Source organism: Oerskovia sp. NPDC060338, from assembly GCF_042726295.1.
In the GTDB taxonomy this organism is placed as follows: domain Bacteria; phylum Actinomycetota; class Actinomycetes; order Actinomycetales; family Cellulomonadaceae; genus Oerskovia; species Oerskovia merdavium.
This window is the reverse complement of record NZ_JBHXCQ010000007.1, coordinates 14,854-33,572: the sequence shown is the minus strand read 5'-3', so window position 1 is coordinate 33,572 and position 18,719 is coordinate 14,854. Positions and strand designations below refer to the sequence as shown.

Below are 18,719 nucleotides of genomic sequence, written 5' to 3'. Positions count from 1 at the left end.
TCGAGCGGGTCCCGGGGGTCAGCGACGCGCAGACCCCAGGTACAGGCTCGTGACCGACGCCGCGAGCTCGGTCAACCTGCTCCCCGTACGCCCCAGGAGGTCGTCGAGGTCGATCGGCCCGGGGGCGATCGAGAACGCAGCCGTGATCCCGGCGGCCCGGGCCCGCTGAGCGGGCAGCAGGACCTGCCCCGCGAGCACCACGACCGGAGGTCGCCCGGGGGCCGCCGCGGCGAGCGTGCCGATCGCGTCGGCGACCTTGCCGTTGATCGACTGCGAGTCGAACGACCCCTCGCCCGTGAGCACCAGGTCCGCGTCGGCCACCGCCGCGGGCAGCCCGATGCTCTGCGCGACCAGCGTCGCCCCGTGCTCGAGCTCGGCGCCCAGGACCGCGACGAGCGCGGCGGGCACCCCGCCCGCGGCGCCCGCCCCCGAGAGCTCGTGGGTACGGATCCCCGTCTCGCGCTCCAGCAGGTCGGCCCATCGCACGAGCGCAGCGTCGAGGAACCTGACGTCCGACCCGCTCGCGCCCTTCTGCGGACCGAACACCGCCGCGGCTCCGCGCTCGCCCACGAGCGGGTTCGTGACGTCGACCGCCACACGCCAGCGCACCTCGCGGGCACGCGGGTGCAGCCCGTCGAGGTCGAGGCCCACGACGCGTGCGAGCCCCTCGCCGCCGTCGGGCACGAGCCTGCCCGCGAGCTCCCCGTCGGTCGAGGACGGGATGGTCGCCGGCTCGTGCGCGAGCAGCCGCGCCCCGAGCCCCGTGAGGAGGCCCGCTCCGCCGTCGGTCGACGCCGACCCGCCGAGGCACACGACGACCTCCTCGACGCCTGCGTCCAGGACCGCCGCGGCGACCGCGCCCGTGCCGCGCGTGTGCGCGTGCAAGGGCTGGAGGGCGACGTCGCTCACGTCGGGCAGGCCGCTCGCTGCCGCGAGCTCGACGACGCCGACCCGGCCGTCGGCCGAGACCCCGTAGCGGGCCGTGTGCGGCCGACCGATCGCGTCGACCGTGACGACCTCTCGTGCCGGCACGCCCCAGACCGCGAGGAGCGCGTCGAGCGTGCCCTCTCCACCGTCGGCCATGGGCAGCAGGGTGAGGACGGCGTCGGGCGCGGCGGCCAGGACACCGTCCGCGACGTGCCGCGCGACGGCCTCCGCGGTCGCGGAGCCCTTGAACGAGTCGGGTGCGATCACGACCCGCAGCGGCCGCGCCGCGCCGGGTGGGTCGAGGGGCCGGGAGGCGTCGGTGTTCGTCGTCGAAGGCACGTCCCGATCGTAGCCACGCGTCCTCAGGTCCGCTGGGCGGCCCGGGCCGCGACCGCGGCCTCGATCCGCGCCTGCGTGCGCGCCTCACGGCGCCGCCGTGCCCGGAGGACCCCGAGCACCAGGCCCACCAGCACGAGCAGCGACCCGAGCTGGACCCACGGCAGCGCCCACGCCCCGTAGGAGGTCATGGTGGGAGAGAGCGCCACGTCGACCACGTCGTCACCGACGACGAGCGGCGTCGTCGTCAGGTCGCCCGAGACCTTGCCGAGGGGCCAGACGCCGTCGAGCACCACGCTCCCGCCCGCCTCCTGACCCGGCAGGACCTCACGCTGGGCGGGGGCCACGACCTCGCGCGCGTTCCAGCCGAACAGGCCTGCGACCCCGGCCTGCGTGTCGGCACCGAGGCGCACGTTGCCCTCGTTCGCGACCGTGTACTCGACGCGCACCGAGCCGGGCGCGAACGGGTTCCAGCTCGGCTCGTACGTCGCACGGACGTCGGTGAGGGCGAGCGCCGGGGCGAGGTCGCCGGCCACGCGCAGGTGCAGGCGCGCGCCCACGCGGGTATCGAACGTGACGGTCGACCCGTCGCCCTCGGCGCGGGCCGGCGCGGCCACGACGCCGGCCGGGTGGTCACCGGGCGTCGCGTCGGCGGGCACGACGACCGTGAACGGGATCGTCGCCGACGACTCGGCCGCGATCTCGACGCGCTGGGTCGGGCCCGCGGTCTCGCCCTCGCCGAGCGTGATCCACGAGCCGCCGTCGGTCGGGGTGGTGCCGGCCGCGAGCAGGTCGAACTGCCCGTCCGCGGTCACGACGCCGTCGCTCGCGTACACGTCGAACGTCGCCGGGTGGTCGCTGAAGTTGGTCACCGTGACGTGCTCGACGGCCTGGCCCCCGGGGTCGACCGTCAGGCGGTAGGACACGCGCCCGTCGGGCCCCTCGGCGGTCGCGGGCTCGACGGCCCAGGTCGTGCGCGTGGCGGGCTCGTCGGAGGCCGTGGCGGCTGCGCGGCCTGCGACCGCAAGCACGGTGCCCGACGGCGCCGCACCGGTCGCGGAGACGGGTCCGGCCGCTGCGTGGGCACCGGGGGCGAGCAGGGCCGCGGCCGGCACCGCGAGAGCGCCCGTCAGCAGTGCGCCCACGAGGGCTGCGACGCCGGCGGTCCGGGTCAGGCGCTGACGTGCCGCCTGGTGAGCCGTGGCACGACGCGGACGGGCGGTGCGGCGAGAGGTGACGTTCATCGAGGAGCTCCGAGCGGGAAGAGTCGTGGCCCCGCGCCCACCGCGACCCGCGAGCGGGACGGACGGGGCGCCGTCGGGCAGGAGGACGGGCGTGGCCCGCGGGGAACCGACGACGCACGGTGCGTGACGCCGTCGGGCACGGACGGGCCGGGGAACGGGAAGAGGCCGCCGGGTCCCGGCGCGCCGGAGCGCACGCAGGACCCGACGGCTCCGTCGGCTGAGGACGGTCAGTCGACCGGGAAGAGCGAGACCGTCAGGGTGCCCGCGTAGTCGCCCTCACGGGTGTCCACGGGGACCTCGAGCGCCAGGTCTGCCGAGACCGTCGTGGTGCCCAGGCGGCTGTCCGAGGTCGCGGTCGCGAGCGTCGCCGGGGCCGCGAGGCCCTTGCCGCCGCCCAGGAGCGAGGCCACGGGCGAGCCCGCGCTCACGCCGTCCTTGGCCGAGACCAGACCGGGGGTCCAGCCGAGGTTCTGGGCCCGCAGCGTGCGGGGGCCCGAGGACAGGTCGCCCGACTGGCCGGAGACGGTCCAGCCGCCCGTGCCGACCGTGGCGGTCGCCCGCGAGTCGGTCACCGAGACCTCGGGGAGCCGGCCCGCGAAGCGCAGGCGGTCGCCCACGTTCTCGCCGCCCGTGAGCGCCACGCCCGCACCGAAGTCCGCGACGGACAGCGTGAGCTTGCCCTCGACCTCACCGGCCTCGGGGACGGTCGCGAGCAGCGGGATGCCGTCGGTGTCGTTCGCCGCCCACAGGGCGTTGGAGACGCGGCCGACGTCGGCGTTGTCGAGGTAGGCGCCACGCACCGGGTCGGTGCCGGTCGCGGCGGCCGCGAGGAGCTCCGAGCCCGGGCCCTTGGCGTACACGGGCACGAGGTGGTTGGTGTGCCCGCCGCTGTTCCAGCTGACCTGCGGGGCCGCGCCCTGGGCGCCCTGGATCGGGGTCCAGGCCGGGTTCGCCGCGGGACCGGAGAGGTAGCCGCACTCGTGGTCGGCCGTGATGACCACGAGGGTCTCGTCCCAGCTCGAGTTCTCCTCGACCCAGTCGACGACCGTCTCGATGGTCCGGTTGAAGTCGACCTGCTCCTCGACCGCACCCGCGGTGTTGTTGTCGTGCGAGGCCCAGTCGATCGCGCCGCCCTCGATCATCACGAAGAAGCCCTCGTCCGAGGCGTTGGACAGCACGTTGAGCGCTGCGTCCGTCATCTGCGGGAGCGAGGGGACGTTGTCGTTCTGGGGGGCCGAGAAGGGCACGTCGCCGGACTTCAGTGCGGTGCGGTCCGCCTGGAGCGTGCCGGCGACCTGCGCGGTGCCGAGCACGTGCGTGGGCGTGTCGCCCTCGGCGAGCGCGAGGAAGTCGTCCTTGGACTCGACCAGGTCGAACGCCGACTGACCGTCGACCAGCTTGTTCCACTCGGTCTCGCCGATGTAGCTGTAGCTGGGCTTCGCGAGCTTGTCGCCGTTGTCGTCGTACCAGGGGTTGCCCGCGCCGAAGATCACGTTCGCGCCCGAGTCCATCATGTCGGCCGCGATGTCGTGGTAGTTGTTGCGGTGCTCGTTGTGCGCCAGGTAGGACGCGGGCGTCGCGTGGGTCCACGGCACCGACGTGACGACACCGGTGGCCTTGCCCAGCTCGAGTGCGCGCTCGGCGACCGTCTTGAGGTCCTCGTGGTTCTCGTCCTGGCCGATCACGTTGTTGAGCGTCTTGACACCGGTCGCGAGGGTCGTGGCCGCGGCGGCGGAGTCGGTCGAGCTCTTGAGCGGTGCCGCGAAGCTGCTCCAGTTCTGGACCGGGTCGTACGTGTTGCCGAACTGGTAGGTGGACATCGCGAGGGCGACAGGGAACTCCTGGTACACCTGCGTACCGGCCTGGCCGGGGACGGGGGTCGAGACGCCGCCGGGCTTCACGGTGGTCTGGTAGGCCGTGCGGCCGTACTCGAACTGGCTGCCGAGGTCGACCTGGTTGAACCCCATCCCGTCACCGATGAGGTGGATGATGTTCTTCGGTCCGGGCGCCCCGGGGTCGGCGGACGGCGCGGCGAGCGCCGGCGTGGTCGAGGAGATCGCGATACCAGCAGCGAGGACGCCGGTCCCGGCGATCCGCAGCCACTTCATCGGTACACGTGAAGTCATGGTCTCTTCCCTGTCGAGGTCTGGTCCGGTCCGGAGTCGAGTTCCGGCCGGCACCTGAGAGCCAAGCGGGTCGAGGTGGCGCGACGGTGAACGGTGGGAGGCCGTGCGTGGACAGATGGGGTAAATGTCCGGCCGGGCCCCGGAGGTCCCGGCGGCCGGAGGTCCCGGGCCACGGAGGCACCGGGGCCCGTCAGGCGCTCAGCGAGGGGCAGGCAGGTCCGCGAACCGCACGAGCTGGCCCACCGCGCGCTCGGCGCGCTCGTCGAGCCACGGCATGGGGAACAGCTCGATCGTCCAGTCCTCCTTGGACGCGAACACGCCCGTGGGCACGATCAGGTCGCCCATGAAGGAGAACAGGGGCCGTAGCGCCTGGTCGATCACGAGGGTGTGACGCGCCGTGCCGCCCGTGGCCGCGAGCAGCACGGGCTTGTCGACCATCGCGAGCGAGTCGACGAGGTCGAAGAAGGACTTGAAGATCCCGGAGTAGGAGCCGCGGAACACGGGCGAGGCGACGACGAGCAGGTCGGCCTGCTCGACGGTCTTGAGCGCGAGCTCGAGCTCCTCGCTGCGCATGCCCACGACCGTCGCGGTCGCGACGTCCTGCGCGTGCTCGCGGACCTCGACGGTCCGGGCGTCGACGGCGACCCCCGCGGCAGTGAGGCGGGCGACGGTCTTGTCGAGCAGCAGGTCCGTCAGGGCACGCGTGGTCGAGGGGAAGCTCACGCCGCCCGCGACGGCCACGACGCTCAGCGGCCTGCGCTCGGTGCCCGACGGCTCGGTCTCCGCGCTCACGCCTCGCTCCCGTCGCGCGCCGGAAGGTGCTCCTGCGCGCCACGCAGCTTGTCGAGCAGCCCCTTGAGGGTCGCGAGCTCGTCGGTGTCGAGGGCCCCGCCCACGTAGGCGCTGATGGTCCGGACGTGCTTGCGCCCGATCTCCTTCTGGAGCCGCGCACCCTCCGGGGTGAGCCGGACGATCGTGCCGCGTGCGTCGTCGGGCGCGGGGACGCGTTCCACGAGGCCGCGCTGCTCGAGACGCTCGGCCATGCGGCTCAGCGAGGGCTGGCTGATGAGGACGTACTCGTTGAGGTCGCGGAGCCGGATCCCGCCCTGGGGGCACGTGGAGAGCGTGAAGAGCACGTCGTACTCGCGCATCGTGAGCTCCTCCCAGATGTCGTCGGCCTGGAAGCGGCGCATGAGGGCGACCTGGGTGCGGAAGAGCGACTCCCAGGTCTCGGCGGCCTCACGCGTGGTGGCTCGGTCGTGGACGGCGGGGAGGGCGGTGGTGGGGCTGGGCATGCGTCTCTCGATCCTGCGGGGTGCACCGGCCCGACGGCGCCGCCCGCCTCGTCGGCGCACGTCACCCGGGTAGATGCGTTCGTATGAACTCGAGCGGTACAACCGGCGGGACGGGAGGTGTATTCCGGACCCTCGGGTTCGACCGCTCCCTCCCCGGAAGGACCTACCTGCCGAGCCGGCGCTCGCGCTGGGAGTACGAGCGCAGGGCACGCAGGTAGTCGACCCGGCGGAAGCTGGGCCAGTACGCCTCGCAGAAGTAGAACTCCGCGTGCGCGCTCTGCCACAGCAGGAACCCGCCCAGCCGCTGCTCGCCCGACGTGCGGATCACCAGCTCGGGGTCAGGCTGGCCCTTGGTGTAGAGGTGCTCCTCGATGTGCTCGACGTCGAGGTTCTCCGCGAGCTCGGGGAGCGAGGCGCCGCGGTCGGCCTGCTCGCGCAGGTAGGAACGGACCGCGTCTGCGATCTCGTGGCGACCGCCGTAGCCGATCGCGACGTTGACCTGGAGGCCGTCGACCCCCGCGGTGCGTTCCTCGGCGTCGCGCAGCGCGGCCGCGAGGCGCTCGGGGAGGAGGTCGAGACGGCCCATGACGCGCAGGCGCCAGCGGCCGGTCTCCGCGAGGTCGCACACCGCGTCCTCGATGATGTCGAGCAGCGCGCTGAGCTCCTCGCGCGAGCGCGAGAGGTTGTCCGTGGACAGCATCCAGAGCGTGACGACCTCGATGCCGAGGTCCTCGCTCCAGGTGAGGAACTCGGCGATCTTGTCGGCACCGCGCCGGTGGCCGGTCGCGGCGGTCTCGCCGAACGACTTGGCCCAGCGCCGGTTGCCGTCGAGGATCACGCCCACGTGCCGGGGCATCGCCTCACGCGGCAGGGAGCTCGCCAGTCGTCGCTCGTACAGCCCGTAGAGCAGGTGGGGCATGCGCACGTGGGGTCCTTAGCGGTATGAAGGGAGTGGGCGATGGGACCGGCACGGCCGGAGCGCGTCGCACGGTGGGCACGAGCTGCGCGGCCGCAGGGTCTGGATCGAGCAGGTCGCCCGCCAAACGGTACCGGAGGCAACAGTCGATTTGTCCAGACGTCCGCCCTGCGAATCGCCTTTGCGCAGGATCTTCACAGTCCCCGTCAGCAACCTACGGTGACGTAACTTACGATGGCGTAGGTTGTTTCCTGAGCCGTTCACGTCGACTCACGTGCAGTCCCCGGGTCAGGGACGTCCCGCTCCCCCCGCCCGACGCCGAACGAGTAGGAGTCTCTCCGTGGCACGACCCTCCGAGCGCCCGTCCGTGGGCGACGCCGTCGAGAACGCGCCGGGTTCGCCCGGCGACGCCCAGCCGGACGATGCCGCGTCAGGTGATGTCCTGGCGGGCGCGGCCGCGAAGGCGGCCGACGTGCTCGACGCCGCCAAGCCCCGGCTGCGCGGCTGGATCCACGCCGGCACGTTCCCCGTGGCCCTCGTCGCGAGCATCGTCCTGGTGGCCCTCGCTCCCCCCGTCGCCGGCAAGGTCGCGTGCGCGATCTTCGGCCTGAGCGCCTGCCTGCTGTTCGGCACGAGCGCCGTCTACCACCGCGGCACCTGGTCACCCCGGGTCGCGGGGATCCTGCGCCGGGCCGACCACTCGAACATCTTCCTCATCATCGCGGGCACGTACACGCCGCTCGCGGTGCTGCTCCTGCCGAAGCAGACCGCGACGATCCTGCTGATCATCGTGTGGTCCGGGGCGCTGCTCGGTCTCGCGGCACGCATCATCTGGCTGGGCGCCCCGCGGTGGGTCTACGTCCCGATCTACGTCGCGCTCGGCTGGGTCGCGGTCGGCTACATGCCGCAGTTCTGGACCACGCCGGGCGGTCCCGCGATCGTGTGGCTCGTCGCGATCGGCGGCCTCGCCTACACGCTGGGTGCCGTGGTGTACGGGCTCAAGCGCCCCAACCCGAGCCCGCGGTGGTTCGGGTTCCACGAGATCTTCCACGTCCTGACGGTCGTGGGCTTCGGGTGCCACTACGCGGCGATCATGATCGCCGCCCTCAACGCCTAGCGCTGAGAGCCTCCGCCGGGTGCGAGGTGCGCTTCACGGATCGGCCGGTCCGCGACGCGCGCTCCGCACCCGGCGTTCTGCTACGGCTGGTCGGCAGCCGGCACGACGGCGTAGCGCCGGTTCGCGAGCGACGGGTTCGTCCGGCGTACCGCGGCCAGGGCCTCGGGGTCGATGTCGGCGGTGCGCAGTCCCGCTCGCTCGTCGAGCTCGAGCCCGACCTGACCGTCGGGCCCCACGAGCAGCGAGCGCCCGGTCACGCCCTTCCCGGCCTGCCCGACCGCGAGCACGACCGCCGTGTTCTCGATCGCCCGGGCGCGGGCCAGGGTGCGCCAGTGGTCGGCCTTGAGGTCGCCCGCGGCCCACGCGGCCGGGACGACCAGGACGTCGGCCCCGGCGTCGACCAGGCGGCGGGCCGCCTCGGGGAAGCGCAGGTCGTAGCAGGTCATGACGCCGAACGTCAGGCTGCCGACCCTCAGGACCGTCGGCGGCGCGTCTGCGGGCCCCGGCTCCAGGCGGTCCGACTCACGGTGCCCGAACGCGTCGTACAGGTGCACCTTGCGGTAGACACCGGACAGCCGCCCCTGAGCGTCGATCGCCACGACCGCGTTCACCGCGCGAGCAGGGCGCTCGGACGTCTCGGCCCCGGTGGAGACCGGCGTGCTGGTCGACGCGTCGCGTGCGACGCCCGACGGGTCGACGGCAGCGTCCGGGAGGCCCGACGGGTCCCGCACGGCTGTGCCGTCGGAGGGTGTCGAGCCGTGCGAGGACGACGTCCCACCGTGTCCCGCCACGCCGACCAGCGGCGCCCGTGAGCCCGGGATCGTCGTGCCCGCAATGACAGCGACCCCGGTCTCGCCCGCCCAGCGCTGGAGCGTCGTGACGAACGGGCCGTCGAGCGGCTCGGCGTGCTCGATCCCCACGCCGCGCGGATCGAAGCCCGACGCGTACTCGGGGAGCACCAGGAGGTCGGCGCGCAGCCGTTGCGCCTCGGCGAACGCCGAGCGCACCACGAGCAGGTTCGCCGCGTGGTCGTTCGAGACCTCGATCTGGGCGATCGTGACCCGGACCGGACCGTGCGGCGTCTGCGTCATGTCAGTCGCCGCCGCCGCCGGAGTCGCCACCGCTGGAGCCGGAGTCGCTGCCGCCGTTGCTCCCGGAGTCGCTCGCGCCCGCGTCGCCGCCGGCCGTGCCGGTCTCCGACGCGTCGTCCCGACGGTCCGGGTCGGTCGTCGTGGCCGTGGTGCTCGTCCCGGCCGCAGCGGCGCCGCCCGACGTCGCCGCTGCGCCCCCGTTGCCGGCACCCCGCTCGTCGTGGCGGACCTTGCGCAGCTGCTTGGTCAGCGACAGGAACAGGACCACGCACGCGAGGGCCACGGCGAAGATCGTGAGGAAGCCGGGAAGGCCCGGCGACACGTCCGTCGGCTCGAGCCCCGGTCGGAGCTCGTCGGTCGTCGGCGCGGGCGACGGCGTCGTCTCGGTGGTCACCCCGGCCGCCCAACCGGGGCCTCCGGCCAGGTGGGACGACAGATCGACCGCGAGCTGCGGCGTCGGGCTCATACGAGACCTTCCTCGGTGCGGATGCCGGCGAACAGGTCGTCCTCCGGGAGCGTGGTGGGGACGCGCGACTCGGCGAGCTCGAACTCCTCGAAGGGCCACACGTCGGCCTCGAGGTCGCGCGGGATCGCGAAGAAGAAGCCCTCGGGGTCGATCTGCGTCGCGTGCGCGATGAGCGCCGCGTCGCGCTGCGGGAAGTACGGGGCGACCTCGACGCGCGTCGTGACCTCGCGCTCGGGGATCTCGCGCGCGGCCCGCGACTCGACCCAGTCGCTGAACGGCGACTCGAGCCCCGCGTCCACGACGGCCTCGTGGATCGTGCGGATGCGGTTCATCGAGAAGTCGTGGTTGTAGTAGAGCTTGGCGGGCTCCCAAGCGGGCGCCCCGCCCTCGACCTGGTAGCGCTCCGGGTCGCCCGCCGCGTGGAACGCCTCGAACGCGACCTTGTGGCACATGATGTGGTCCGGGTGCGGGTAGCCGCCGCTCGGGTCGTACGTCGTGATCACGTGCGGACGGAACTCACGGACCAGCTCGACGAGCGGCGCCGCGGCCTCCTCGAGCGGCACGAGCGCGAAGCAGCCCTCGGGCAGCGGAGGCAACGGGTCGCCCTCCGGGAGTCCCGAGTCGACGAAGCCCAGCCAGCGGTGGCTCACGCCCAGCGCCTTGGCGGCCGCCGCCATCTCGGCGCGCCGCAGCTCGGCCATGCCCTCCGCGGTCGCAGGAAGCTCGCCGAAGCTCGGGTTGAGCACGTCGCCGCGCTCGCCGCCCGTGCAGCTCACGACGAGGACCTCGACGCCCTCCGCGGCGTAGCGGGCCGACGTCGCGGCACCCTTGCTCGACTCGTCGTCGGGGTGCGCGTGGACGGCCATGAGGCGCAGCGGTGCGCGGTCGACCGTCCCGGGCGCCGATCCTGCGGTGGGGCGCGCCGTCGATTCGGTCACAGGTCCTCCTGGGGGTACTTCGAGATGGAGAAGTTCAGAGACAATGATGACTCACGAGCAGGTAGTCCACCCAACCCTTGGACGTCGATCGACCATGACGAACAGCACGCCCCCGCTGGGAACTTCCCCGAACCCCGGGCCAGACGCCCTCGACGAGGACGAGAACCCGATCGGCCTCGCGCCGCGCAGCGAGGGCCCGCGGCCCCCCGCGGGACGCTACGGCCCCGAGCCCACGCCCCTCCGACGTCGCCTGGCCGCCGCCGGCATCGCCGCTGCCGCGCTCGTCGGGATCGGCATCACCGTCTGGATCGGGCTGGGGCAGGCCTCCACCCCGGTGCGTTACGACGACTTCGGCTTCAAGGTCGTCAGCTCCGAGCAGATCGACGTCACGTTCCAGGTCTCCATGGAGCCCGGCACCCAGGCCGAGTGCACCATCGACGCGTTGGCCGAGAGCTACGCCCAGGTCGGGACCGTCACGGTGGTCGTCGGGCCGAGCGACAAGCTCGAGGGGCGCTACACCGTGAGCGTCGCGACGTCCGAGCTCGCCACGACCGGGATCGTCGAGAGCTGCGTCGCGCTGCCCTGACGGCGAGCGTCCCTCCGGGGGCAGGTGTCCCGAGGGGCCAGGGGTGAGCTGCCCGGCCTCCCCTCGTCGCCACCGCGTGCGGACGCCGGGCACGAGCGCGAGCCCGGTCGTGGCTGTGCCGCGGACCGAGGTCCGGCGGCCGGCACGGGGTCGAAGCACGTCCGGGGCGCTGTCCGAGGACCTCCGTCGCACGACCTCGCACGAGGTCCTGGCACCTGCTCCGCAAGCAGTGCAAGGATGGGACCGCGGGCGGAGCCGCCCGCAACGGTTCGGAGGCGTCCCTCGACGGGTCGCGGGGCAGACCACGGAGGTCTGCCGGGGGCAGGGAACGGTGTGATGCAGCGGACATTTGGTATCCTGAGGGATTCACGCTGCCCCAGAAGCTTCAGGACCAGCGAAACCCGCCACGCGGCGTCGGTCACCGACCGGTGCCACCACCACGGGCAGGCAGCGGAGTCGCTCTCACCCGCACACACTGCCTCCCCCTGTGCGGCCGCGTCCACAGACGACGGCCGCCAGAACGCAAGGAAAGGAAGGAGCGAACCGTGACCGAGACCAGCGTCACCTGGCTGACCCAGGAGGCACACGACAGGCTTCAGGCCGAGTTGGCTCACCTGTCCGGTGCTGGCCGCACCGACATCGCCGAGCGCATCGCCGCCGCCCGCGACGAGGGCGACCTCAAGGAGAACGGCGGATACCACGCCGCCCGCGAGGAGCAGGCCAAGAACGAGGCGCGCATCCGCGAGCTCACCGCGAAGCTGCGCAACGTGCAGATCGGCACGCCCCCGGACGACGGCAAGGTCGAGCCCGGCATGGTCGTGACCGCGAACGTGGCAGGCGAGGAGATGTCCTTCCTGCTCGGCTCGCGCGAGATCGCCGGCGGCACGGACATCCGGGTCTACTCCCCCACGTCCCCGATGGGCGCCGCGATCAACGGCACCTCGATCGGCGACAAGGTTTCCTACACGGCTCCCAACGGGAACGAGATCGCGGTCGAGATCCTCGCCGCCAAGCCGTTCCAGGCCTGACCCAGCGACACACCGGCGTCGCTGCTCCGGACGGAGTCGGCTCGACGCACCCACGACGGCCCGGGAACCCCAAGGTTCCCGGGCCGTCGTGCGTCCCCGGGGGGCGCGCCGCCGGACAGGAAACGCTCGACCCACCGGCACACCGGCACACGGCACGACGTGCCGGGGGCGACGCGGTCGCGGGGCGCGGGCCGGACCAGACGGCGCTGCCGACGGCCGGCCGCGTCGTCGTGCGCCGATCCGGCCCCTCCCGCCGCCTCCCTGCCCGCTCTCCGTCGAGATGCGGCTATCGGGGGTCGGCTCGGCGATTCGAGCCCCGATAGCCGCATCTCGATCCCCCTCGGGCCCGGTCCGCCAGTGCGGGCTGGGTGCGGGTCGGGCCAGGCAAACGCCCGCCAGGCCAGGCAAGCGCCCGACCGGCAAGGGTCCGACAGTTGTCCACAGGTACCGGGCACCGCCCCACAGCGACGTCCGGATCTGCGAACCTCTCCCCGTGCCCGCTGCTCCCGTCCCGCTGCCGCCCACCCCGTTCCTCGTGGCCGACGCCTACGCGGCCGGGTGCACGCGCGACCAGCTGCGCCACCCCGCGCTGCACACGCCGGTCCGCGGGGTCCGCATGGCGGCCGGGTCCGCGAACGACCTCGACGCACTCTGCCGCGCCGTCGCCCTGACCTTCCGGGCCGGGGACGTGTTCTCGCACCTCACGGCGGCCGCTCTCCTGGGGCTGCCCCTGCCTGCTCACCATCAGCCGACCGAGCGGTTGCACGTCTCCAGCAGCCCTGGGTCGCGCTCGCGCGACGCGGCGTTGCTCGTCGGGCACTCGGGAGTGCTCGCCCAGCAGACCTTCCGGCACCGAGGGCTTCCGGTGACCGTCCCCGCCCGCACCTGGTTGGACCTCGGCAGCATGACGGGCACGGACGCCGGAGACCGCCTGACGCGCGAGGAACTCGTCGTCCTGACCGACGCGGTCCTCGCGCTGCGTCACCCGGCCACCACCCGCGTCGCACTGGAGCGCGCGCTGTCCTGGTTCGTCGGCGGTCGCGGGCGGCGTGACCTGCGGACTGCGCTGTCTGCCGCCCGATCCTTCGTCGACTCGCCCATGGAGACGCGGGTCCGGCTCCTGCTGGTCGCCTCGGGCTTCCCGTGCCCGGTCGTCGGGGCGGACCTGCTCGCGGAGGACCAGTGGGTCGCGCGTCCAGACATGTGCTGGCCGCAGGCGCGCATCGCGATCGAGTACGACGGCGCACACCACTACTCGTCCCAGCACCAGATGCGCAGCGACGTCGCCCGCAGGGAGAACATCGAACGGCTCGGCTGGAGAGTGGTCGTCCTCTACTCGCACGACGTGCTCACCGCGTGGAAAGCGACCTGCGGGCGGTTGATCACCGCGTTCGGGGACCAGGGCGTGGACCTCGGTCGGCTCGCCGACGCTCCCGACACCCCTGTGCGCGCCCGCATCGTCGTCGCTCGGCGCTGACCGTCCCGTCGACCCGTCAGTCGGCGGTCGCCGGCTCGCCTCAGCCTCCGAGCGGTCACAGCACGCGCGCCAGCACCCGTCCAGCCCAGAAGCCGTGCGCCGACGCATGACCACCACCCGCGAGATGCGGCCATCGGGGGTCGAATCGGCATTTTGACCCCCGATAGCCGCATCTCGGCGTCGGGCGCCCCGGCCCCCTGGGCCTCAGCAGCCTGCGCTCCCCAGCAGGACCGCAGCGCCGCAGGTCGGGGCCGGAGCGCCGGAGACCGGCGCCGGGGGTCGAATCGGCAATTCGGCCCCCGTTAGCCGCACCTCGGCGTCGGGCACCCCGGCCCCAGGGCCCTCCCGCCGCCCCAGGGCCCTCCCGCCGCCCCAGGCCGCTCAGCCCGTCAGGACCCGGTACCCGGCTCCCCGCAGCTGCGCCACGAGCGCCTCGCAGTGCTCCTGCCCCTTGGTCTCGACCTGCATGCGCACCCAGGCCTCGCCGATCGCAAGGTGCACGTCGGTACGGTCGTGGTCGATGTGCATGATCGAACCGCCGACCCCCGCGATCACGTCGAGCATCTGCGCGAGCGCCCCGGGCCGGTCGTCGAGCAGGACCTGCATCTGCATGTACCGGCCCGCGGCCGCGAGCCCGTGCCGCAGCACGCGCAGCAGCACCAGCGGGTCGATGTTCCCCCCGGACAGGATCACCACGACAGGGCCTTCCCACCCTGTCGGGTCGGCCAGCAGCGCGGCCACCCCCGCGGCCCCCGCCGGCTCGACGACGAGCTTGGCCCGCTCGGTGATCATCAGCAGCGCCCGGGACAGCTCGTCCTCGGTCACGGTGCGCACCTCGGAACCGAGCTCGGACACGATCGAGAACGGCACGGGGCCCGGGGTGCCCACCGCGATGCCGTCGGCCATGGTCGAGCGGGCGAGCGACGTCGTCGGGACCCCTGCCGCGAGCGAGCCCGGGTACGCCGCGGCGCGCGCCGCCTGGACCCCCACGACCTTGACGTGCGGCGCGGCCTCGGCCATGGCCGCCGCGACGCCCGCGACCAGGCCGCCGCCGCCGAGCGGCATGACGACGGTGCGGACGTCGGGCACCTGCTCGAGGATCTCGAGCGCGAGCGTGCCCTGGCCCGCGACGACGTCGGGGTGGTCGAACGGGTGGATGAAGACCGCGCCCGTGCGCTCGGCCTCGGCCTTCGCGGCCGCGAGCGTCTCGTCGACGTCGACGCCGACGAGACGCACCTCGGCGCCGTACTCGCGCGTCGCGGCGACCTTGGGGAGCGCGGCGTCGACCGGCATGTAGACCACGGCCTGGATACCGAGCAGCCCCGCCGCGAACGCGACGCCCTGGGCGTGGTTCCCGGCGCTCGCCGCGACGACGCCGCGTGCCTTCTCCGCGGGGGTGAGCCGAGCCATGCGGATGTACGCGCCCCGGATCTTGAAGGAGCCGGCGCGCTGGAGGTTCTCGCACTTGAGGACCACGGGCACGCCGGCGACCTGGCTGATCGCGCGGCTCGTCTGGACGGGGGTCCGGTAGGCGACGCCGTCGAGCATGCGGGCGGCGTCGCGGATGCTGTCGAGGGTCACGGCGGGTTGAGCGAGGGTCACGCGTCCCCGCCCGTGCTCGTCCCGGTGCCCGACGGCGTCGCGCGCCCCGGGCGGGTGCGCCGGCGACCCGCGGTGGTCGAGGAGGCCGGGACCCTCTCGTCGTCCGCGAGGTCGGCCTCGGCGCGACGGATCATGACCGGCACCGCGGGCTTGCCACGGATGACGAGGGTGTCGTCGGTCCCGAGGTCGGGGAACTTGTCGTGCCCGTTGAAGTACAGGACCACGGTGTTGATCAGGGCGGCGAGCGGCACCGCGAACAGGGCGCCGACGATGCCCGCCGCGAACCCGCCCGCGGCGACCACGAGCAGCACCGCGACCGGGTGCAGCGAGACCGCGTGCCCCATGAGGAACGGCTGGAGCGCGTGGCTCTCGATCTGCTGGACCGCGAGCACGATGCCCAGCATGATGAGCGCCGCGACCCACCCGTTCGCGACCAGCACGACCAGCACGGCGACCGCGCCCGTCACGACCGCTCCGACGATCGGGATGAACGACCCGACGAACACGAGGATGCCGAGCGGCAGGGCGAGCGACGGCACGAAGAAGGCCGCACCGACACCGATACCGACGGCGTCGACGAGAGCGACGAGGATCTGCGTCCGGGCGTAGGCGGACAGCGTGACGATGCCGCGGCGCCCGGCCTGGTGGATCGTGAACCGCGAGCGCGCCGGGAACAGCCCCACGCACCAGGACCAGATGGTCCGTCCGTCGAGCAGGAAGAAGAACGTGCAGAACAGGGCGATCACGGCACCCGCGGCCACGTGGCCGACCGTCGTGGCCGCACCGAGCGCGCCCGACACGATGCTGTCCTGGCTCGAGCTGATGAAGCCCTCGAGCTCCTTCAGGTACCCGTTGATCTGCTCGACGCCGAGCCCGAACGGGCCGGCCTCCAGCCAGGCCATGAACTCGTTGAAGCCGTCGATCGCCTTGTCCTTGAGCTCGGCGATGCCGCTCACGATCGTGCTGCCGGCGACCGTGACGAGCCCGGCGACCACCGCGAGCAACCCGAGGAGGGCCGAGATCGAGGCCAGCCCGCGCGAGAAGCGCAGGTGCCGCTGGAGGAAGCTGCGGACCGGCGTGAGCAGGACCGTGAGGAGCAGCGCGATCGCGACCGGGACGACGATCACCTTGAACAACGCCGTGACGTAGAGGCTCGCGGCGACGAGCGCGCCGATCAGGAGGAGACGCCACGACCAGGCCGCGGCGGTCTGGATCGACGGCGGGACGGCCTCCGCACCGAACGGCTTGCCGCCCCGTGGGTTCGTCCCCGACGTGCCCGCCGACGCGACCGCACCTGCGGGGGCGGGCGACGCCGTCGGGCGGGGAGCGCCCGCCTGGGCCGCGCGCCCCTTGCGCGATGCCGCGCTCACGCGAGAGCCCGCGCGAGGTCCGCGATCAGGTCTGCTGCGTCCTCGATACCGACCGACAGGCGCACGAGGTCGTCGGGGACCTCGAGGGCCGAGCCCGCGACCGACGCGTGCGTCATGCGACCGGGGTGCTCGATCAGGGACTCGACACCGCCGAGAGACTCCGCGAGCGTGAACACCTGGGTGCGGGCGCAGACGGCGAGCGCCTTCTCCTCGCTCCCGGCGCGGAAGGACACCATGCCGCCGCACCCGCGCATCTGCCGCGTCGCGAGCTCGTGACCCGGGTGCGACGCCAGGCCCGGGTAGATGACCTGGGTCACCGCGGGGTGCGTCTCGAGGAACTCGGCGACCGCGGCCGCGTTGGCCGCGTGCCGGTCCATGCGCACCGCGAGCGTCTTGAGGCCGCGCAGCGTGAGCCACGCGTCGAACGGCCCGGCGACCGCCCCCGAGGAGTTCTGGTGGAAGCCGACCGCGTCGGCCAGGCCGCGCGTGCCCGCGGGCGAGACGAGGTCGCCCGGGAGCTCGGCGCCGTCCGCCACGACGAGCGCTCCCCCGACGACGTCGCTGTGCCCGCCGATGTACTTGGTCGTCGAGTGCACGACGACGTCCGCCCCCAGGGCGATGGGCTGCTGCAGGTAGGGCGTCGCGAAGGTGTTGTCGACCACGAGGGTCGCGCCGTGCTCGTGCGCGACCTGTGCGAGCGCCGCGATGTCGCTGATGCCGAGCAGCGGGTTGGTCGGGGTCTCGACCCACAGGACCTTGGTGCGCCCCGGCTGGACCGCGGCTCGCACGGCGTCGAGGTCGGTGAGGTCCACGGCCGTGTGCTCGATCCCCCACGGGCCGAAGACCCGGGCGACCAGGCGGTACGTGCCGCCGTACGCGTCGTCGGGCACCAGGACGTGGTCACCCGGGCGCAGCGTCGCCCGCAGGAGCGTGTCCTCCGCGGCGAGGCCCGAGGCGAACGCGAAGCCGCGCGCCTGCGCAGCCCCGGCAGGCGTCTCGACGGCGCCGAGCGCCTCCTCGAGCGCGGTGCGGGTCGGGTTCGCGGACCGGGAGTACTCGTACCCCCCGCGCAGACCGCCGACGCCGTCCTGCTTGTAGGTGGAGACCTGGTAGATCGGGGGCACGACGGCCCCCGTCGTCGCGTCCGGGTCCTGTCCCGCATGGATGGCGCGGGTCGCGAAGCCGGTGCTCGACCAGTCGGGGTGGGAGGGAGTGCTCGCGCTGCTCATCCTGTGAGCCTACGTGCCCTGACGGCGCGTGTTCCTGCCGAACACGACGGTTCTCGGAGAGCGGACGTGTGCATTTCACCCACGGCCGATCGGCAGGAGGCTCCCGGGGAACAGCGGGCGGCGACGAGGTGTTGCCCAGGTGTCGGCAACAGGTGGAGGTAAAGATGTTCGAGTCGTTGTTCGGGTCCTCGATGAAGACCCAGATGGTCGCGCCCGAGAAGGCGCTCGCCGGGCGGGACCAGCCCGTGCTCCCCGTGGCCCGCCCGCACACGGTCCTCGGGACCTCGATCACGGGCCCGTGGCCCGAGGGCACGCGCGTGCTGTACCTCGCGATGGGCTGTTTCTGGGGGGCCGAGGAGATCTTCTGGCAGGTGCCGGGTGTGATCTCGACGGCCGTCGGCTACATGGGTGGCACCACGCCGAACCCCACGTACGAGGAGGTCTGCACCGCGCGCACAGGGCACACCGAGACCGCGCTCGTGGCCTACGACCCGTCGGTCGTGAGCGAGGAGGAGCTCCTCAAGATCTTCTGGGAGCGCCACGACCCCACGCAGGGCTACCGGCAGGGCAACGACGTCGGCACCCAGTACCGCTCGGCGGTCTACTGGACGACGCCCGAGCAGGAGGCCGCGGTCCGCGAGACCGAGGCGCGGTACCAGAAGGTGCTGACCGCACGCGGGCTCGACCCCATCACCACGGAGGTCGCGCCGGCCGAGGGCCGCACGTTCTACTACGCCGAGGACTACCACCAGCAGTACCTCGACAAGAACCCCAACGGCTACCGCTGCCACGCGACGACGGGGATCCCGTTCCCCGACGCGGCGTGACGGTGGGCTGAGCGGCCTCGCCGGGCTGAACGGTCTCGCCGAGAAGTGAGTAGGTGCCCCTGATCCGGTCGGGAAACGGGGGCCCACAACCGTGTCGGGGCGGCGGGGCCCCCGGGGCGGGGGCGCGCCCCCCCCGCCCCCCAC

17 protein-coding genes are annotated in these 18,719 nt (G+C 73.3%); 5 read left to right on the top strand and 12 right to left on the bottom strand.

Going from position 1 to position 18,719, the window contains the following annotated elements:
- Positions 1–18: 18 nt before the first annotated feature.
- The 6 genes from ACFWGN_RS10040 to ACFWGN_RS10015 form a co-directional block, all read right to left on the bottom strand.
- Positions 19–1,266, bottom strand: coding sequence for a glycerate kinase (locus ACFWGN_RS10040; protein WP_377616723.1), 1,248 nt, complete (start codon positions 1,264–1,266; stop codon positions 19–21).
- Between the two features lie 23 nt (positions 1,267–1,289).
- Positions 1,290–2,507, bottom strand: a complete 1,218-nt coding sequence (locus ACFWGN_RS10035; RefSeq protein WP_377616722.1) for a WxL protein peptidoglycan domain-containing protein — start codon at positions 2,505–2,507, stop codon at positions 1,290–1,292.
- A gap of 227 nt (positions 2,508–2,734) precedes the next feature.
- Positions 2,735–4,633, bottom strand: coding sequence for an alkaline phosphatase (locus ACFWGN_RS10030; RefSeq protein ID WP_377616721.1), 1,899 nt, complete (start codon positions 4,631–4,633; stop codon positions 2,735–2,737).
- A gap of 198 nt (positions 4,634–4,831) precedes the next feature.
- On the bottom strand, positions 4,832–5,425 hold the full coding sequence (locus ACFWGN_RS10025; protein WP_377616720.1) for a CE1759 family FMN reductase: 594 nt from the start codon (positions 5,423–5,425) through the stop codon (positions 4,832–4,834).
- Entirely contained in the window at positions 5,422–5,928 is a 507-nt protein-coding gene (locus ACFWGN_RS10020) for a MarR family winged helix-turn-helix transcriptional regulator (protein ID WP_377616719.1), read from the bottom strand. The genes ACFWGN_RS10025 and ACFWGN_RS10020 overlap by 4 nt, the downstream gene beginning before the upstream one ends.
- A gap of 163 nt (positions 5,929–6,091) precedes the next feature.
- The gene (locus ACFWGN_RS10015; protein ID WP_191800263.1) at positions 6,092–6,853 is read right to left on the bottom strand and encodes an isoprenyl transferase; all 762 of its coding nucleotides are present in this window, start codon (positions 6,851–6,853) and stop codon (positions 6,092–6,094) included.
- Between the two features lie 331 nt (positions 6,854–7,184).
- Here ACFWGN_RS10015 and ACFWGN_RS10010 point away from each other — a divergent pair, with 331 nt between their 5' ends.
- Positions 7,185–7,961 carry a hemolysin III family protein gene (locus tag ACFWGN_RS10010; protein WP_377616718.1) on the top strand — a complete coding sequence of 259 codons (777 nt, stop codon included), beginning with the start codon at positions 7,185–7,187 and terminating at the stop codon, positions 7,959–7,961.
- 80 nt (positions 7,962–8,041) lie between these two features.
- Here ACFWGN_RS10010 and ACFWGN_RS10005 read toward each other — a convergent pair whose 3' ends face one another.
- Genes ACFWGN_RS10005 through mca form a run of 3 tightly spaced genes read right to left on the bottom strand, consistent with a single transcriptional unit; the run spans position 8,042 to position 10,384 of the window.
- Positions 8,042–9,052, bottom strand: coding sequence for a carbon-nitrogen hydrolase family protein (locus ACFWGN_RS10005; RefSeq protein WP_377616717.1), 1,011 nt, complete (start codon positions 9,050–9,052; stop codon positions 8,042–8,044).
- A 1-nt stretch (position 9,053) separates the two neighbouring features.
- A complete protein-coding gene (locus tag ACFWGN_RS10000) occupies positions 9,054–9,518 on the bottom strand; it encodes a hypothetical protein (protein WP_191800267.1) in 465 nt (154 codons plus the stop codon).
- Positions 9,515–10,384, bottom strand: a complete 870-nt coding sequence (mca, locus tag ACFWGN_RS09995) for a mycothiol conjugate amidase Mca (protein ID WP_056646692.1) — start codon at positions 10,382–10,384, stop codon at positions 9,515–9,517. The genes ACFWGN_RS10000 and mca overlap by 4 nt, the downstream gene beginning before the upstream one ends.
- A 166-nt stretch (positions 10,385–10,550) precedes the next feature.
- Here mca and ACFWGN_RS09990 point away from each other — a divergent pair, with 166 nt between their 5' ends.
- From ACFWGN_RS09990 to ACFWGN_RS09980, 3 genes are all read left to right on the top strand, one after another.
- A complete protein-coding gene (locus ACFWGN_RS09990; RefSeq protein WP_377616716.1) occupies positions 10,551–11,042 on the top strand; it encodes a DUF4307 domain-containing protein in 492 nt (163 codons plus the stop codon).
- Positions 11,043–11,587: 545 nt separating this feature from the next.
- Positions 11,588–12,070, top strand: a complete 483-nt coding sequence (gene greA, locus ACFWGN_RS09985; protein ID WP_191800271.1) for a transcription elongation factor GreA — start codon at positions 11,588–11,590, stop codon at positions 12,068–12,070.
- Between the two features lie 493 nt (positions 12,071–12,563).
- Positions 12,564–13,547, top strand: a complete 984-nt coding sequence (locus ACFWGN_RS09980; RefSeq protein WP_377616715.1) for a DUF559 domain-containing protein — start codon at positions 12,564–12,566, stop codon at positions 13,545–13,547.
- A gap of 381 nt (positions 13,548–13,928) precedes the next feature.
- Here the strand turns inward: ACFWGN_RS09980 and ilvA are convergent, their stop codons facing one another.
- The 3 genes from ilvA to ACFWGN_RS09965 are packed head-to-tail and all read right to left on the bottom strand — an operon-like array spanning position 13,929 to position 17,748.
- Positions 13,929–15,095: a threonine ammonia-lyase gene (gene ilvA / locus ACFWGN_RS09975; protein WP_377616859.1), complete on the bottom strand. Its 1,167-nt coding sequence runs from the start codon at positions 15,093–15,095 to the stop codon at positions 13,929–13,931.
- A 50-nt stretch (positions 15,096–15,145) separates the two neighbouring features.
- On the bottom strand, positions 15,146–16,519 hold the full coding sequence (locus ACFWGN_RS09970; protein WP_377616714.1) for an AI-2E family transporter: 1,374 nt from the start codon (positions 16,517–16,519) through the stop codon (positions 15,146–15,148).
- Positions 16,516–17,748, bottom strand: coding sequence for a cystathionine gamma-synthase (locus ACFWGN_RS09965; RefSeq protein WP_377616713.1), 1,233 nt, complete (start codon positions 17,746–17,748; stop codon positions 16,516–16,518). The genes ACFWGN_RS09970 and ACFWGN_RS09965 overlap by 4 nt, the downstream gene beginning before the upstream one ends.
- Before the next feature lie 164 nt (positions 17,749–17,912).
- Here ACFWGN_RS09965 and msrA point away from each other — a divergent pair, with 164 nt between their 5' ends.
- Entirely contained in the window at positions 17,913–18,575 is a 663-nt protein-coding gene (gene msrA, locus ACFWGN_RS09960; protein ID WP_191800279.1) for a peptide-methionine (S)-S-oxide reductase MsrA, read from the top strand.
- Positions 18,576–18,719: the final 144 nt, after the last annotated feature.

Bases quoted from the DNA above. Each gene is read 5' to 3' on its own strand.
- ACFWGN_RS10035 (WP_377616722.1), bottom strand. From the start codon at position 2,507: ATGAACGTCACCTCTCGCCGCACCGCCCGTCCGCGTCGTGCCACGGCT.
- ACFWGN_RS10030 (WP_377616721.1), bottom strand. From the start codon at position 4,633: ATGACTTCACGTGTACCGATGAAGTGGCTGCGGATCGCCGGGACCGGC.
- ACFWGN_RS10020 (WP_377616719.1), bottom strand. From the start codon at position 5,928: ATGCCCAGCCCCACCACCGCCCTCCCCGCCGTCCACGACCGAGCCACC.
- ACFWGN_RS10005 (WP_377616717.1), bottom strand. From the start codon at position 9,052: ATGACGCAGACGCCGCACGGTCCGGTCCGGGTCACGATCGCCCAGATC.
- ACFWGN_RS10000 (WP_191800267.1), bottom strand. From the start codon at position 9,518: ATGAGCCCGACGCCGCAGCTCGCGGTCGATCTGTCGTCCCACCTGGCC.
- mca (WP_056646692.1), bottom strand. From the start codon at position 10,384: ATGGCCGTCCACGCGCACCCCGACGACGAGTCGAGCAAGGGTGCCGCG.
- ACFWGN_RS09990 (WP_377616716.1), top strand. From the start codon at position 10,551: ATGACGAACAGCACGCCCCCGCTGGGAACTTCCCCGAACCCCGGGCCA.
- ilvA (WP_377616859.1), bottom strand. From the start codon at position 15,095: ATGCTCGACGGCGTCGCCTACCGGACCCCCGTCCAGACGAGCCGCGCG.
- ACFWGN_RS09965 (WP_377616713.1), bottom strand. From the start codon at position 17,748: ATGAGCAGCGCGAGCACTCCCTCCCACCCCGACTGGTCGAGCACCGGC.
- msrA (WP_191800279.1), top strand. From the start codon at position 17,913: ATGTTCGAGTCGTTGTTCGGGTCCTCGATGAAGACCCAGATGGTCGCG.